Here is a 15,827-nt window from a genome sequence, read left to right on the forward strand (position 1 = left end):
TATAAAGCTAGCAAGTGAGGCCCGTATGAACAAACTCGACTTGAATTGCGACATGGGTGAAAGCTATGGCGCGTGGAAGATGGGCGACGATCTCGCCGTACTGCCCTACGTGAGTTCGGCCAACATCGCCTGTGGCTTTCACGGCGGCGACCCCGCCACCATGCGCAAGACCGTGGCCGCCGCCATCGAACACGGCGTGGCCGTGGGCGCCCACCCCAGCCTGCCCGATCTGCTGGGCTTCGGGCGCCGTGAAATCCGCCTGAGCCCGCAGGAAGCCTACGACTGCGTGGTGGTACAGATCGGCGCGCTGGCGGCCGTGGCGGCCAGCCAGGGCGGCACGCTGCATCACGTCAAGGCGCACGGCGCGCTCTACAACATGGCGGCGCGCGACGCGGCCCTGGCCGACGCCATATGCCGCGCGATGCGCGACGTGAACCCCGAACTGATCGTCTACGGCCTGGCCGGCAGCGAACTGATCCGCGCCGGCGAAGCCCTGGGCCTGCGCGTGGCGCAAGAAGTGTTCGGCGACCGCAGCTATGAATCCGACGGCAGCCTGACCCCGCGCTCGCTGCCCGGCGCCATGATCGAAGACGCCGACGCCTCGCTGCGCCAAGTGCTGTCCATGGTGCAGCGCGGCCGCGTGGCCACACGCCAGGGCACCGAAGTCGAAGTACGCGCCGACACCCTGTGCCTGCACGGCGACCAGCCGGGCGCGGCGCAGTTCGCGAAAAAGATCCGGGCCGATCTGGAAGCCAAGGGGGTGGTTATCGCCACGGTGTAGGCCGCGGCGCCGCGCGCGGCGCGAACTCGCCCCGAGGATCGCCGGCAGGCTGCAAGCCGGGCCACCAGCGCCTGCAGCCGATTGCACCGCGCGGGCGGCATGGCAATAGAGCAAAAACCCTACACCAGCACCCGCTCTATGCCACCGGCGTTGGCATCGCGCACATACGATTCCATCCAGGTTTCACCCAGGATGTGGCGCGCCATTTCTATGACGATGTAGTCGGCATCCATGCCGGTGTCGCCCTGATAGCGGATCAGGCCCTGCAGGCACGACGGGCAGGACGTGAGGATCTTGACCTCGCCGCTGAAGCCGTCAGCGCGCACCGCGGCCTGGTTCTTCGCCAGTTCTTCCTGCTTGCGGAAACGCACCTGGGTGGAAATGTCGGGGCGGCTGACCGCCAGCGTGCCGGATTCGCCGCAGCAGCGGTCGGCCTTGATGGTGGCGTCGCCCACCAGCGACTTGACGGTCTTCATGGGATCCTGCAGCTTCATGGGCGTGTGGCAGGGGTCGTGGTACATGTAGCGCACCCCCTGTATGCCCTCGAGCCGCTGGTCTTTTTCCAGCAGGTATTCGTGGATGTCGATCAGGCGGCAGCCCGGGAAGATCTTGTCGAATTCGTAGCTGGACAATTGGTCGTAGCAGGTGCCGCAACTGACCACCACCGTCTTGATGTCGAGATAATTCAGCGTGTTCGCCATGCGGTGGAACAGCACGCGATTGTCGGTGATCATCTTCTCGGCTTTGTCGTACATGCCGTTGCCGCGCTGCGGGTAGCCGCAGCACAGGTAGCCCGGCGGCAGCACGGTCTGCACGCCCACGTGCCAGAGCATGGCCTGCGTGGCCAGCCCGACCTGCGAGAACAGGCGCTCGGAGCCGCAGCCCGGGAAGTAGAACACCGCCTCGGTTTCTGGCGTGGTGGAAGCCGGGTTGCGGATGATGGGCACGTAGGCCGGATCTTCGATGTCGAGCAGCTTGCGCGCGGTCTGCTTGGGTAGGCCGCCCGGCATCTTCTTGTTGACGAAGTGGATCACCTGCTCGCGCACCGGCGCCTTGCCCACCGTGGCCGGCGGCTTCTGGGTCTGCTTGCGCGAGGCCGCCGCCAGGACGTCGTGGGCGACGCGCTGCGCCTTGTAGCCCACTTCTATCATGGCCTTGCGCGTGGCCTTGATGACGCGCGGATCCTTGGCATTGAGGAAGAACATCGACGCCGCGGTGCCGGGGTTGAAGGACTTCTTGCCCATGCGGCGCAGCAGCGCGCGCATGTCCATGGACACGTCGCCGAAGTCGATGTCGACCGGACAGGGGTTGTAGCACTTGTGGCAGACCGTGCAGTGGTCGGCAACGTCTTCGAATTCTTCCCAATGCTTGAGGCTGACGCCGCGGCGCGTCTGCTCTTCGTACAGGAAGGCTTCGATCAGCAGCGAGGTGGCCAGGATCTTGTTGCGCGGCGAGTACAGCAGGTTGGCGCGCGGCACGTGGGTGGCGCACACCGGCTTGCATTTGCCGCAGCGCAGGCAGTCCTTGATGGCGTGGGAGATCGCGCCGATCTCGCTTTGCTGCATGATCAGCGATTCGTAGCCCATGAGGTTGAAGCTGGGCGTCCAGGCGTGGGTCAGATCGGCGCCCGGCATGAGCTTACCGCCGTTGAAGCGGCCGGCCGGGTCGATGCGCCGCTTGTAGTCCTGGAAGGGCTGCAGCTCGTCCTGGGTGAGGAATTCGTACTTGGTCAGGCCGATGCCGTGCTCGCCCGAGATGACGCCGTCGAGGTCGCGGGCGATCTGCATGATGCGCGCCACCGTCTCGGTGGCCTCGCGCAGCATTTCGTAGTTGTCGGAGTTGACCGGGATATTGGTATGCACGTTGCCGTCGCCGGCATGCATGTGCAGCGCGACGAACACGCGCCCCTTGAGCACGCGGTCGTGGATGGCCTGGATCTCGGCCAGCACCGCGGCGCAGTCGGCCCCCGAAAACAGGCTCTCCATGGGCGCGCGCACCTCGGCCTTCCAGGACACGCGTATGGTGCGATCTTGCACCACGTCGAACACCCGCGCCTGCGGCTGTCTGGCCACGCGCTCGCGCAAGGCCTCGTCCAGCGCCTCGAGCCCCAAGTCGCGCAGCGTGGGCAACGCCTGCTGCAGCGGCATGTCAAGGTTGTCCAGCAGCCAGTTCCAGCGCGCGCGGGCGGCGCGCAGCACGGCCACGGCCTCGCGGGTGCGCTCGGCCAGCACCTCGGCGCGCGTGTGCTCGGCGTCTTCGATGTCTTCGGTCTTGCCCACGGGCAGTTCGCCGCCCAGAAATTCCTCGAGCCGGTCGAGCAGGCGCAGCTTGTTGTGCGTGGACAGCTCTATATTGATGCGCTCGATCGCGTCGGTGTATTCGCCCATGCGATTGAGCGGAATGACCACGTCTTCGTTGATCTTGAAGGCGTTGGTGTGGCGCGCGATGGCGGCGGTGCGCGAGCGGTCGAGCCAGAATTTCTTGCGCGCCTCGGCGCTGACGGCCACGAAGCCCTCGCCATGGCGCGTATTGGCCAGGCGCACCACCTCGCTGGCGGCCACGGCCACGGCATCGGGGTCGTCGCCCACGATGTCGCCGAACAGCACCATCTTCGGAAAACCGCCACGCTTGCTCTTGGTGGCGTAGCCGACCGCGCGCAGGTAGCGCTCGTCCAGGTGCTCGAGGCCGGCAAGAATGGCGCCGCGCGCCCGGCCTTCGCCGTCCAGGTAGGTTTTGATCTCGACGATCGACGGAATGGCGTCGCGCGCCTGGCCGAAGAATTCCAGGCAGACGGTGCGCGTGTGCGCCGGCATGCGATGCAGCACCCAGCGCGCCGAGGTGATCAGGCCGTCGCAGCCTTCTTTCTGCACGCCCGGCAGGCCGGCCAGGAATTTGTCGGTCACGTCCTTGCCCAGGCCCGCCTTGCGGAAGCGCGAGCCGTCGATGGCCAGCACCTCGCTGCGCAGCAGGCGCGCGCCCGGAGCATGGCTGCCGTCGAACCACTTGAGCTCGAAGCGCGCCTGCGCCACGTCGTGGATCTTGCCCATGTTGTGTTCGAGCCGCGTGACCTCGAGCCAGTTGCCTTCCGGGTCGACCATGCGCCACCAGGCCAGGTTGTCCAGCGCCGTGCCCCACAGCACCGCCTTCTTGCCGCCGGCGTTCATGGCGACGTTGCCGCCCACACAGGAGGCATCGGCCGAGGTCGGGTCGACCGCGAATACGAAGCCCGCCGCTTCCGCGGCTTCGGCCACGCGCCGGGTGACTACGCCGGCACCAGTGAGCACCGTGGCCACGGGCTCGTCCACGCCCGGCAGGCTGCCGGACTCGACCGCGCCCAGCGCATCGAGTTTTTCGGTGTTGATGACCACCGAGCGCCAGGTCAGCGGAATGGCGCCGCCCGTGTAGCCAGTGCCGCCGCCGCGCGGGATGATGGTCATGTCCAGTTCGATACAGGCGCGCACCAGCGGCGCCATCTCGGCCTCGGAGTCGGGCGTCAGCACCACGAAGGGGTATTCCACGCGCCAATCGGTGGCGTCGGTAACGTGCGAGACGCGCGACAGCGCGTCGAACTTGATGTTGTCGCGCGCCGTGGCGCGCCCCAGGCGGCGCATGACCCGCTTGCGTAGTTCGCGGGTCTGCTCGAACTCGCCGGCGAAGGCGCCGACCGCACCGCGCGCGGCCTGCAGCAGATGCGCCACCTTGTCGTCGCGCGCCGGGTCGGACAAGTCGCGGCGCCGGTCGATCTCGGCCAGGCGGTGGTTCATGGCGTCGACCAGCAAGCGCAGGCGCTTGGGGTTGTCCAGCAGGTCGTCCTGCAGATAGGGGTTGCGGCGCACCACCCAGATGTCGCCCAGCACCTCGAACAACATGCGGGCCGAGCGCCCGGTGCGCCGTTCGCCGCGCAGGTCGGAAAGCCATTGCCAGGAGTCCGCGCCCAGCAGCCTCGAGACGATTTCGCGGTCGGAGAAAGAGGTGTAGTTGTAGGGGATTTCGCGTAGTCGCGTGGCGGCGACGGGGGCCTGGGCGGCAAGCAGCTGACTGGCTAGGGGCGCATTCATGGCGTAGTGAAAAGAGGGAAAGCCATTAAAGAAACAGTGTAATACGAGTTTGCCATTGGCAAGGACGGCGCATGGGAGGCGCCGGCGCCTCCCGCTTCATGCGGGCGGGAAGAACCACAGCAGTCCGGCGGTTACCAGCGCATAGCGCAGGAACTTGCCCACCGCCATGTACAACACGCAGCGCCAGAAAGGCAGGCGCAGCCAGCCTGCCACCGCGCACAGCAGGTCGCCCACGGCCGGCAGCCACGAGAACAGCAAGATGGAAGGCCCGAACCGATGCGACCAGCGGCTGATGTGCGCATGCCAGCGCCCGCCGGCCAGCGCGGCGGGCTCGGCAGGGCCCCCGGGCGCGTGGCCATGCTTCTGGCGCCAATGCTCGTAGGCGCGTTCCGCGCCCTCGCCCATGAAATAAGTGATTATCCCGCCCAGGGTGTTGCCGAGCGCGGCCACGCTGATGGCAAGCCAGTACATATCGGGCGCCAGCTTGACGTAGCCGAACACCGCCGGCTCGGAACCCAGCGGCAGCAGCGTCGCCGAGAGCAGGCTGACGACGAAGATGGCCGTCAGCCCCACCTTGGGCAGGGCCAGCGTGGCCAGCAGCCACTGCAGGGGGGATTCGAGCAAGTATTCCATGGAGCGCTAGTTTAGCCGCAGCCGCTTGCCCCCAGGGGCCAGCCCTTACGCCGTTCGCGCGGGCCTGTTCTTGCCGATGCCCGCCAGGCCCGGGCAGACAGGCGCCTGCCGCTTACGGGGCGGGCTGCAAGAGTCCCGGGGCAGCGCTGTGGTAATCTGTTCGATCGGTTTTTCCGCGGGCCGCCGGCGTTCGGCGCTTGCCGATTGCATCGCCGGCCGCCCGCCTTCCCGACTATCTTTCCACATCGGCTCACTACCCTACCCCGCACCGTTCTTTCCGCCCGCATCATGCCCACCGACTACATCAAGCGCATCCTCACCTCCAAAGTCTACGACGTTGCCGTCGAATCCCCGCTGGAACTGGCTCCCCAGCTTTCGGCGCGTATCGGCAACAAGGTGTACCTGAAGCGCGAAGATACCCAGGCGGTGTTCAGTTTCAAGCTGCGCGGCGCGTACAACAAGATGGCGCACCTGAGCCCGGCCGAACTCAAGCGCGGCGTCATCGCCGCCTCGGCCGGCAATCACGCCCAGGGGGTCGCGCTGTCGGCGCGGCGCCTGGGCTGCCGCGCCGTCATCGTCATGCCCACCACCACCCCGCAAGTGAAGATCGCCGCCGTGCGCGGCTTCGGCGGCGAGGTGGTGCTGGCCGGCGACAGCTTCTCGGACGCCTATCTGCATGCCAAAGAGCTGGAAAAGAAGGAAAAGCTCACCTTCGTGCACCCCTTCGACGATCCGGACGTGATCGCCGGCCAGGGCACGGTAGGCATGGAGATCCTGCGCCAGCACTCCGGCCCGATCGACGCCATCTTCGTCGCCATAGGCGGAGGCGGCCTGATCTCGGGCGTGGCCGCCTATATCAAGCAGCTGCGGCCCGAGATCCAGATCATCGGCGTGCAGACCACGGATTCCGACGCCATGATGCGCAGTGTCAAGGCGGGGCGCCGCATCGAGCTGCCCGACGTGGGCCTGTTCTCGGACGGCACGGCGGTCAAGCTGGTGGGCGCCGAGACGTTCCGCCTGACCCGCAAGTACGTGGACGACTTCATAGCGGTGGACACCGACGCCATCTGCGCCGGCATCAAGGACGTCTTCCAGGACACCCGCAGCGTGCTGGAGCCGGCCGGCGCCCTGGCCCTGGCCGGCGCCAAGCGCTATGCCGCCCAGAACAAGTGGAAGAACAAGACCCTGGTGGCCATCACCTGCGGCGCCAACATGAACTTCGACCGGCTGCGCTTCGTGGCCGAACGCGCCGAAGTGGGCGAAGCGCGCGAAGCCATCTTCGCTGTCACCCTGCCCGAGAAGCGCGGCAGCTTCCGCGGCCTGTGCGAGGCGGTGGGCAAACGCCGCAGCGTCACGGAATTCAACTACCGCATCTCCGATTCAGAGCGCGCCCACGTCTTCGTCGGCCTGCAGATCTCATCCCTGGAAGAAGCCGACAAGATTGCCGCGGGCTTTCGCCGCAAGGGTTTTCCCACGCTCGACCTGACCCACGACGAAATGGCCAAGGCGCACCTGCGCTACATGGTGGGCGGGCGCTCGACCCTGGCCGACAACGAAGTGCTGTACCGCTTCGAATTCCCGGAACGGCCCGGCGCGCTGATGCGCTTCCTGAACGCCATGAATCCGGACTGGAACATCAGCCTGTTCCACTACCGCAACCAGGGCGACGACTACGGCCGCATCCTGGTCGGCATCCAGGTGCCGCCGGCCGACAAGGCGCACTTCAAGAACTTCCTGGAAACCGTGGGCTACCCGTACTGGAACGAAACGGAAAACCCGGCCTACCGGCTGTTCCTGTAGGACTACGCGAGCCCTGCAGCGCTGCCACACCAGTCCGAGGTGAATGAGGCTGGACACGGCACAGTCCCCTGCGGACTGTGCCCTGACTGGCGAATCCGAGCGGTATGCAGGCCGCCGCCTCAGGCGGCGCCCGGCTCCGGCACCCGTTCACCCTTGGGCTCGCCCTCGTTGAAGCGGCATACGGTGTATAGCGGCAGGCCGGTGGCCTTGACGGCCTGGGCGCCGCCCAATTCGGGCAGCTCGATGATGGCGGCGGCCTCGACCACGTTGGCGCCCAGGCGCTGCAGCAGCTTGGCGGCGGCCAGCATGGTGCCGCCGGTGGCGATCAGGTCGTCGATCAGCAGCACGCGCTGGCCCGGCCGTACAGCATCGGTATGCATCTCGACCGCGGCATTGCCGTATTCCAGCGTGTATTCCTCGGCCACCGTGCGAAACGGCAGCTTGCCCTTCTTGCGCACCGGCACGAAACCCAGGTTCAGCTCGTAGGCCAGCACCGAGCCCAGGATGAAGCCGCGCGCATCGACGCCGGCCACCAGATCCAGCCGCTGGCCGATATAGCGATAGACGAACAGGTCGATCAGCACCCGGAAAGAGCGCGGGTTCTGCAATACGGGGGTGATGTCGCGGAACGTGACGCCTGGCTTGGGCCAGTCCGGCACGCTGCGGATCGCTGCGCATATATAGCTGGCGGGATCGGTATTCATGACTAGTGGGCAGGCCTGGGGGGATGCCGCGGCGCGCGCGGGCGGGGGAAGACGACAAGCTCGACTATAACCTCCGCCGCGTACGTCTGGCGAATCGGGGGAGTATCCAACCGGGGAATAGTCAATTCGCCGGCCCCGCCGCCGTGAGCCGCCGTGAGCCGCCTGCCGCCAGCGTCAGCCGCTGCATCGTGCGGAATCTCTCAACATTCTGTCCACGGGCGCCTCGGGCCTGCGCCATCCGGACGAGGCATCCTGCTCAGCAGGAATGCAGGCGCCCACCCTCGAGGCGCAGGACGCGATCGACGGCGCCGGCGGGCAGGCGCGCATGCGTAGCCAATACCACCGTCCTGCCGGCGGCCGCCCGCCCCAGATCGCCGAAGAAAGCCTGCTGAGCCTGCTCGTCCAGGCCGGCAGTGGGCTCGTCCAGCAGCCACACAGCGGCCGGCGCGAGTATGGCCCGCGCCAGGCACAGGCGCCGCGCCTGCCCTACGGACAGCAGCCGGCCCGCCTCGCCCACCCAGGTATCCAGGCCATGATCGAGCGAGCGTACGAAATCTGCCAGCCGCGCCTGCTGCAGCGCCTGCCAAAGCCGCGCCTCATCGGCCTGCGGGTCGCCCAGCAGCAGATTGCTGCGCAGCGTGCCCATGAATACCGGACTGTGCTGCGACAGCAGCGTGCAGCGGGCATGCAGCTCGCGCTGCGCCGCCAGGCGTATGGGCACGCCGCCATAACTGATTGCACCCGCGGAGGGATCATGGATGCGCATCAGCAGCGCCAGCAGCGTGGACTTGCCGCAGCCGCTTTCGCCCACGATGCCGACGCGCTCGCCGGGCCCGACCCGCAAGTCCAGGCCGGCCAGCACCGGGCGCGCCGCGCCCGGATAGGAATATTCCAGGCCGGAAGCCTGCAGCGCGCCGTGCGGCGGCAGCGCGCGCACTTCGGGTTCATCCGCCACGGCGGGCGGTTCGTGCAATAGCGCGCTTACCCTTGCACCCGCGGCGGCGGCCGTTCCCAGCCGCGCGGCGCCACGCATCAAGGGCCCCAGCACCTCGAACAGGGCCAGCAGGCCCAGCACCAGGCCGGCCCATACCGCGCCGTCCAGCGCCCCGGCGCGAAACGCATCCAGGCCCAGCCACAGCAGGCCGGCCAGGCAGCCGCCCATAATGAGCTGCTGCGCGAACTGCCCGGCCGAGCCGGCCGCGGCCACAGAATCGCGGGCGTTTGCCAGGCTGCGCACCGCGTCGCCGAAGCGCGCGTCCGCCCTCGGCTCGGCGGCGAAGGCCGCCAGATCCGCATGCGCCTGCACCGCCTCGTGCACGAAGGCGCGCGCGGCGGACGCGGCCTCTTGCGCACGCCGGCCCGACGCGCCGGCCGCGCGTGCCAGGCAATAAGGAACGACGCAGGCTGCCACCAGCATGGCCGCCAGCACCAGCCAGCCCGCCGGCGGCAGCCACGCCCCCGTGATCAGGCTGAACCCACCGCCCAGCGCCAGCGCCGTCAGGGCCGGAACGATCACCAGCAGATACAGGGTGTCCAGCGCATCGATGTCGCCGGCCAGGCGGGCCACCAGATCGCCGTCGCGGTAGCCGGCCAACTGGGCCGGGCTCAGGCGCATGATGGCGCCGAACACGGCGGTGCGCATGTCGGCCAGCAGATCGAGCGTGGCGCCGTGCCCCGTGACGCGCTCGGCATAGCGCAGCGCGATGCGCGCCATGGCCAGGCCGCGCACCAGCGCCGAAGGCGCAAACAGGTCGAACGCCAGCTTGGCGCCGGCGAGGAATGCCGCGGTGAGGAACCAGCCGGCCACCGACAGCAGCCCCACGCCCGCGGCCACGGTGCAGCAGGCCAGCAGCAGCGCGGCCAGCAGGCTGCGGCGGCGCCGCGCCAGCCAGGGCAGCATCAAGGCCAGCAAGCCGGGGATGCCCGGGGCAGGCCGGCTAGGGCAATTTTGGCTTAAATGTTTACGGACTTTCCGCGGCACTTTTCCAAGAAGCAATACCTCGAAGGGTGTAAAGGCCCGAACCAAAAACGCTCTAGCCCGGCACGCCCCGGCGGCGGCTGCACGAGGCTGGGCTTGGGCCTGGGCCTGGGCTTGAGCTTGGGCCTGGGCTTGGGCTTGGGCAGCACCGCCATGGAGATCCGTGCCCGCGGCGGGTGCGGCGGGCTCGGAGCATGGGTTCAATGCCTCGCCGGTCATGCCTGGCCACCGCCCTGCGGCAAAACCAGCGAGCCATCCAGCCGGGCCGAGACCTCGGGGTCGTGGGTGGCGACGATCAGCGTGCGCCCGGCGGCGAACCGCAGCACATTGTCCATTACCCGATCGCGGCTGTGCGGGTCGAGGCTGGCGGTGGGCTCGTCCAGCAATATCAGGCCGGGCCGCGTCAGGAACAGGCGCGCCAGCGCGAGCCGCTGCAACTGGCCGCCCGACAGCCCGTAGCCCTGCAGGCCCAGTTGTGTATCCATGCCCTGCGGCAACGCGCGCACGAACTCGCCGGCGCAGGCCGCATCCAGCGCGCCCAGCAAGTCTTCGGCCGTAGCCGCGGGATCGGCCACGCGCAGGTTGTCGGCCACACTGCCCGGCAGCACGAAGGGCCGCTGGCCGATCAAAGTCACGGCCCGGCGCAGTTCGTCAGCCGGCCATATGTCCAGCCCGCGGCCATCCAGGAGTATCGCGCCCGTATCCAGCGGACGCAGGCCCGCCAGGGCCTCCAGCAGCGTAGTCTTGCCCGCGCCACTATGGCCCATCAGCGCCAGGCTGGCCCCGGGCGCCAAAGACCAGGACAGGTCGCACAGCACCGGCTGCGCGCGGCCCGGCACCTGCAGGCACGCGCCGCGCACCTCGACGGCCAGTGGCCGTGGCGCCGCTTGCTCGTTCCCGCTCGGCGATTCCGCACTGGAGCCGCCCGCGGCATACGGAGCGCCCGTTGTGCCGGCGGCAGCTCGCAGTGAGGCCCCGGTGGATAATGCTTCTGGCTGGAATGCCTCGGGCCGCGGCGCCTGTTCGCACGTGACGCGCGCCGCTTCGTGCTCGGGCAAGGACTGAGCAGCGCTGGCAGCGGGCCCGGCCGCCGGCGCCCGCCGCCGGCGCGGATCGGGCAGCGCCCCGAACACGGCGGCCAGGCAGTCCACGGCGGCCCGCGCCGCGGCGCGGTCGTGGTAATTGGCGGCAAATTGGCGCAAGGGGTTGTAGATCTCGGGCGCCATCAACAGGCAGAACAGGCCCAGCGGCAGGCCCAGTGCCTCACTGCGCAGGTGCAGATAGCCCAGATAACCCAGGCCGACATACAGCGCCACCCCGGCCACCCCCAGCGCGGCGAAGAACTCCAGCACGGCCGAAGACAGGAAGGCAATGCGCAGTACCGCCATGGTCTTGCGGCTGAGGTCGGCGCTGGCCGCGCCCACCGCGGCGGTCTCGGACTCGGCCCGGCCCAGCAGTTTCAGGGTCTGGGCGCCGCGCACCCGGTCGGCAAAAAAGCCCGACAAGCGCGCCATGGCGAGCTGGTGGCGGCGGCTGGCGGCCTCGGCGCCCCAGCCCACCAGCGCCATGAACACGGGGATCAGCGGCGCGCTCAGCAGTGCGATGAGCGCCACGATCCAGTCCACCGGCAGCAGCACCAGGCCGAAGGCCAGCGGCAGGAAGACGGCGGCGATCGCCCCCGGCAGATAGCGCGAGAAATAGCCGTCGAGCGCTTCGACCTGCTCGATCACCAGACTGGACAACTCGCCCGACGCCTTCTGGCGCGTCCATTGCGGCCCGCGCGACAGCATCGCGGCAAACAGCTTGCGGCGCAGCCAGGACTTGATGGTTTCGGCGGCGCGGCTGGCGGCGCGCTCGCCCGACCAGGCTATGGCCGCGCGCAGCGCAACCATGCCGCCGATGGCCGCGATCCAGGGCCCGGCGGCCGCCGGGCCGGAGCCGGCCACGGAACCTCCCAGCACCCGCGCCAGCCACCAGGCCTGCGGCAGCAGCAGCAAGCCGGCGAGCAGGGGCGCGGCCACGGCCCAGGCCATGGCTGCACGCGGCAGCCGCGCCAGGGCCGCCAGCCAGCGCGCCGCCGGGCGCGCGCCCGCCGCGGCCTGCGTGCCGCCGTCCGGTTCCGCCATCACACCGCCCCTGCGCTTACCCGGCGCGATCGGTGAATGCGCCCGGATTGCGCGGATTATGGGACTCGCCCTCGCGCAGCTCGAACCACATCGCGTTCAGGATGGAAAAAAAGCAGGCCAGTCCGAGGCCGAGTATCCACGAGAAATACCACATGGCGGTGTCCTTATGTCCTTAAGCTTTCCTGCAAGAATCCGGGCCGAAGCGCCGATCGGTTCGCTCGATATCGCCTTCGCCCGGTTCGGTATCGACGCCGTCCGTTCGGCACCGGCATTGTTCAATAGGCATGCGGCGCGTCACCCAGCGCGGCCTGCGTGACCTTGCCGCGCATCACCCGGTACACCCAGGCGGTGTACAGCGACACGATGGGCAGCAGCACACCCGTCACCAGCAACATGATCCACAGCGTCATGCGGCTGGACGAAGCATCCCAGACGGTCAGGCTGGCATTGGGCGTCAGCAGCGAGGGCATCAGGAACGGAAACATCGAGAAGCCGACGGTCAGCACGATGCCCGCCACGCTCAGCGCCGAGGAGATGAAGGCCAGCGCCGCGCTGCGCGCGGCCAGCAGCAGCGCGGCCAGCAGCGCGCCGCCCAGGCCCAGCGCCGGGGCTATCCACATGGCCGGCCAGCGCGCATAGTTGTGCATCCAGGCTCCGGCAACAACGGCCACGGTCTTGGACAGCGGATTCGACAACTGATCGGGGTCGATCGCGCTGGTGACGGTATAGCCCGGCAGGCCGTGCGCCACCCACCAGCCGCCCAGCGCGAACAGCACCAGGCTGGCCAGCGCGAAGCAGATGCCTACGCTGCGGGCGCGGGCCGCCACGGCGGCATCGGTCTTCCACAGCAGCAGGGCGCTGCCGTGCATGGCCAGCATGCATACGCTCAGCAGCCCGCACAGCAGCGGAAACGGCGTGAACAGGCCGAAGAAATTGCCTTCGTACAGCGGGCGCATGGTCTGCGCGTCGAAGCCGAAAGGCACGCCGACGATCAGATTGCCCACCGCCACGCCGAACACCAGCGCGGCCACCAGGCCCGAGCCGCACAGCACCGCGTCCCAGGCCGAGCGCCAGCGCGGCGCCTCGAGCTTGCTGCGGTACTTGAAGCCCACCGGCCGCAGGATCAGGGCGATCAGCAGCAGCATCATGGCCAGGTAGAAGCCCGAGAAGGCCGAGGCGTAGACCAGCGGCCAGGCGGCGAACGCCGCACCGCCGCCGGTGATCAGCCACACCTGGTTGCCCTCCCAGACCGGGCCCACCACATTGATGACCACGCGGCGCTCCATGTCGCTGCGCGCCACCAGCGGCAGCACCGTGGCCACGCCCAGATCGAAGCCGTCCATGACGGCGAAGCCCACCAGCAGCGCGCCCAGCAGCGCCCACCACACCACGCGCAGGGTCGAATAATCGAGCGGAATGAGTTGTTCCATGATGACTCTCCTTTCCTGGCCGCGGCGCTATTCGGCAGCCTGGGGCCGGTGCACGTCGAAAGAGGTGCCGATCAAGGGCGGCTCGGGGTGCCGGGCGCCCGTCTCGCCTTCGGGGCCGCTGCGTATGGCGTGCAGCATCACCTTGGCGCCCACCACGGCCAGCACCGTGTACAGCACCAGGAATATGCCCAGGCTGGTGGCCAGGTCGGCCACCGACAGCCCGGACGCCGCATAGTAGGTGGGCAGCACACCCTCTATCACCCAGGGCTGGCGGCCGAATTCGGCGACGAACCAGCCGCACTCGATCGCGATCCAGGGCAGCGGCAGGCTCCACAGGGCGATCTTCAGGAAGCGCGGGTATTTGCGCAGGCGGCCCGTCGAGGCCAGCCAGAAGGCCGTGGCGAAGAACAAGATGAAATAAAAGCCCAGGCCCACCATGACACGGAAGGTCCAGAACAAGGGCGCCACCTGCGGCACCGTGTCGGCCGCCGCGCGCGCGATGTCCTGCCCGGTGGCCTTGCTGATGTCGGATACGTAGCGCTTGAGCAGCAGGCCGTAGCCCAGGTCGCGCCAATTGGCGTCGAACACCTTGCGCGCCGCCTGGTCGGCGGGATCGGCGCGCACCTTCTGCAAGGCCTCGTAGGCGACGATGCCGTCGCGCACGCGGACTTCGGCACGCTTGACCAGCTCGTCTATGCCCAGCAGCGGCGTGGTCAGCGAGCGCGTGCCTATGATGCCCATGACGTACGGGATGCGGATGTCGAGGTAATTGCGCTGCTTGGCCTGGTCTGGGATGGCGAACAAATTGAAGCTAGCCGGCGCCGGCTCGGTGTGCCACATGGCCTCCATGGCCGCGATCTTCATCTTCTGGTGCTCGGTGGTCAGGTAGCCGCTTTCGTCGCCCAGCACCACCACCGACAGGGCCGAAGCCAGGCCGAAACTGGCCGCGACCACCATCGAGCGCTTGGCCAGATCCACGTGCCGCCCGCGCAGTATGTACCAGGCGCTGATCCCCATGATGAAGATGGCCCCCATGACGTAGCCGGCGCTGACGGTGTGCACGAATTTCGCCTGGGCCACCGGGTTGAAGATGACCGCACCGAAATCGGTCATTTCCATGCGCATGGTGAGCGGATTGAAGACCGCGCCCACCGGGTTCTGCATCCAGCCATTGGCGATAAGTATCCACAGCGCCGACAGATTGGTGCCCAGGGCCACCAGCCAGGTCACGGCCAGGTGGCCGACCTTGGACAGGCGATCCCAGCCGAAGAAGAACAGGCCGACGAAGGTGGCTTCCAGGAAGAAGGCCATCAGGCCCTCGATGGCCAGCGGCGCGCCGAAGATGTCGCCCACATAGTGGCTGTAATAGGCCCAGTTCATGCCGAACTGGAATTCCATCACCACGCCCGTGGCCACGCCCAAGGCGAAGTTGATGCCGAACAGCGTGCCCCAGAACTGGGTCATGCGGCGCCATATGTCGCGCCCGCTCATGACGTAGACGCTTTCCATGATGGCCAGCAGGAACGACAGGCCCAGGGTCAGCGGTACGAACAGGAAGTGATACATGACCGTGGCCGCGAACTGGAAGCGCGACAGGTCGACGACGTCTAGATTTGGCATGGCGATGCTCCGGCGCGGCTCATTTGCGCAATTTCCCGGCGAAACCCAGGACCTTCTGGACTTTGCTGCCCAGGCGCATCAGGCTTTCGAGCGTCTCGGGCGGCAGGCGCTGCACCTCGTCGAACCAAGCCGTGCTCAGTTCGATGAGTTCCAGCATTTCGGTGATGCGCTGCTGGGCATAGGCCTCGTCGGCATTGGACGGCTGCTCGAGCAGCAGGCCGCGCAGCAGCGTAAGAGTGGGGTCGATCTCGCGCTTGCGCTTTTCTTCGACCAGCACGCGGAAGATTTCCCAGACATCTTTGAGCGATTCGAAGTATTCACGCCGGTCGCCGATCTGGTGCACCATGTGCACCAGCCGCCAGGACTGCAGTTCGTGGATGCCGACGCTGACATTGGAGCGCGAGAAACCCAGGGTTTCCGAGATCTCGTCGGCATTGAGCGGGCGCGGCGACAGGAACACCAGCGCGTAGATCTGGCCGACCGTGCGGTTCACGCCCCAGCGGCTGCCCATTTCTCCGAAATGCAGGACAAAGCGTTCGGCTTGAGGTCCGAGTATCATTTTTCTAATTTCGGTAATTTCTGAAATCACAATAATTTCAGAATATACTCCAGGGCATAGCCGGCCGCAAGCGCGGCCCGGTGCAAGACGGGGAAACGGCGCCACACCGTGGCGCCATGCCTGCGAGCGCCGCTACGT

Annotated in this window: 11 protein-coding genes; 2 read left to right on the forward strand and 9 right to left on the reverse strand. The window is 67.9% G+C overall.

All coding sequences use genetic code 11. The features are described from left to right. Positions 1–25: 25 nt before the first annotated feature. Positions 26–781, forward strand: a complete 756-nt coding sequence (locus CEY11_RS12570) for a LamB/YcsF family protein (protein WP_088603757.1) — start codon at positions 26–28, stop codon at positions 779–781. Between the two features lie 119 nt (positions 782–900). Here CEY11_RS12570 and CEY11_RS12575 read toward each other — a convergent pair whose 3' ends face one another. Then, a complete protein-coding gene (locus tag CEY11_RS12575; RefSeq protein ID WP_088603758.1) occupies positions 901–4,839 on the reverse strand; it encodes a DUF3683 domain-containing protein in 3,939 nt (1,312 codons plus the stop codon). A 96-nt stretch (positions 4,840–4,935) separates the two neighbouring features. Further along, the gene (locus CEY11_RS12580; protein ID WP_088603759.1) at positions 4,936–5,472 is read right to left on the reverse strand and encodes a YqaA family protein; all 537 of its coding nucleotides are present in this window, start codon (positions 5,470–5,472) and stop codon (positions 4,936–4,938) included. Positions 5,473–5,760: 288 nt separating this feature from the next. On the opposite strand from CEY11_RS12580, the gene ilvA reads away from it, so the two are divergent. Continuing rightward, positions 5,761–7,272, forward strand: a complete 1,512-nt coding sequence (ilvA, locus tag CEY11_RS12585; protein WP_088603760.1) for a threonine ammonia-lyase, biosynthetic — start codon at positions 5,761–5,763, stop codon at positions 7,270–7,272. A 119-nt stretch (positions 7,273–7,391) separates the two neighbouring features. Here ilvA and CEY11_RS12590 read toward each other — a convergent pair whose 3' ends face one another. From CEY11_RS12590 to CEY11_RS12620, 7 genes are all read right to left on the reverse strand, one after another. After that, positions 7,392–7,976, reverse strand: coding sequence for an adenine phosphoribosyltransferase (locus CEY11_RS12590; protein ID WP_088603761.1), 585 nt, complete (start codon positions 7,974–7,976; stop codon positions 7,392–7,394). Between the two features lie 256 nt (positions 7,977–8,232). Beyond that, positions 8,233–9,888, reverse strand: a complete 1,656-nt coding sequence (gene cydC, locus CEY11_RS12595) for a thiol reductant ABC exporter subunit CydC (RefSeq protein WP_456297774.1) — start codon at positions 9,886–9,888, stop codon at positions 8,233–8,235. A gap of 281 nt (positions 9,889–10,169) precedes the next feature. Continuing rightward, complete coding sequence (cydD, locus tag CEY11_RS12600; RefSeq protein WP_088603762.1) at positions 10,170–12,080, reverse strand: thiol reductant ABC exporter subunit CydD; 1,911 nt, start codon at positions 12,078–12,080, stop codon at positions 10,170–10,172. A 16-nt stretch (positions 12,081–12,096) separates the two neighbouring features. Next, positions 12,097–12,234 (reverse strand): cytochrome bd-I oxidase subunit CydX, encoded by a 138-nt coding sequence (cydX, locus tag CEY11_RS12605; RefSeq protein ID WP_088603763.1) that lies wholly within the window; start codon positions 12,232–12,234, stop codon positions 12,097–12,099. A 121-nt stretch (positions 12,235–12,355) separates the two neighbouring features. After that, entirely contained in the window at positions 12,356–13,510 is a 1,155-nt protein-coding gene (cydB, locus tag CEY11_RS12610; protein WP_088603764.1) for a cytochrome d ubiquinol oxidase subunit II, read from the reverse strand. Between the two features lie 27 nt (positions 13,511–13,537). Continuing rightward, complete coding sequence (locus CEY11_RS12615; protein WP_088603765.1) at positions 13,538–15,130, reverse strand: cytochrome ubiquinol oxidase subunit I; 1,593 nt, start codon at positions 15,128–15,130, stop codon at positions 13,538–13,540. Positions 15,131–15,149: 19 nt separating this feature from the next. Beyond that, entirely contained in the window at positions 15,150–15,689 is a 540-nt protein-coding gene (locus CEY11_RS12620; protein WP_088604018.1) for a GbsR/MarR family transcriptional regulator, read from the reverse strand. Positions 15,690–15,827: the final 138 nt, after the last annotated feature.

The sequence above is a fragment of the Candidimonas nitroreducens genome (assembly GCF_002209565.1).
Taxonomy (GTDB): Bacteria; Pseudomonadota; Gammaproteobacteria; order Burkholderiales; family Burkholderiaceae_B; genus Candidimonas; species Candidimonas nitroreducens.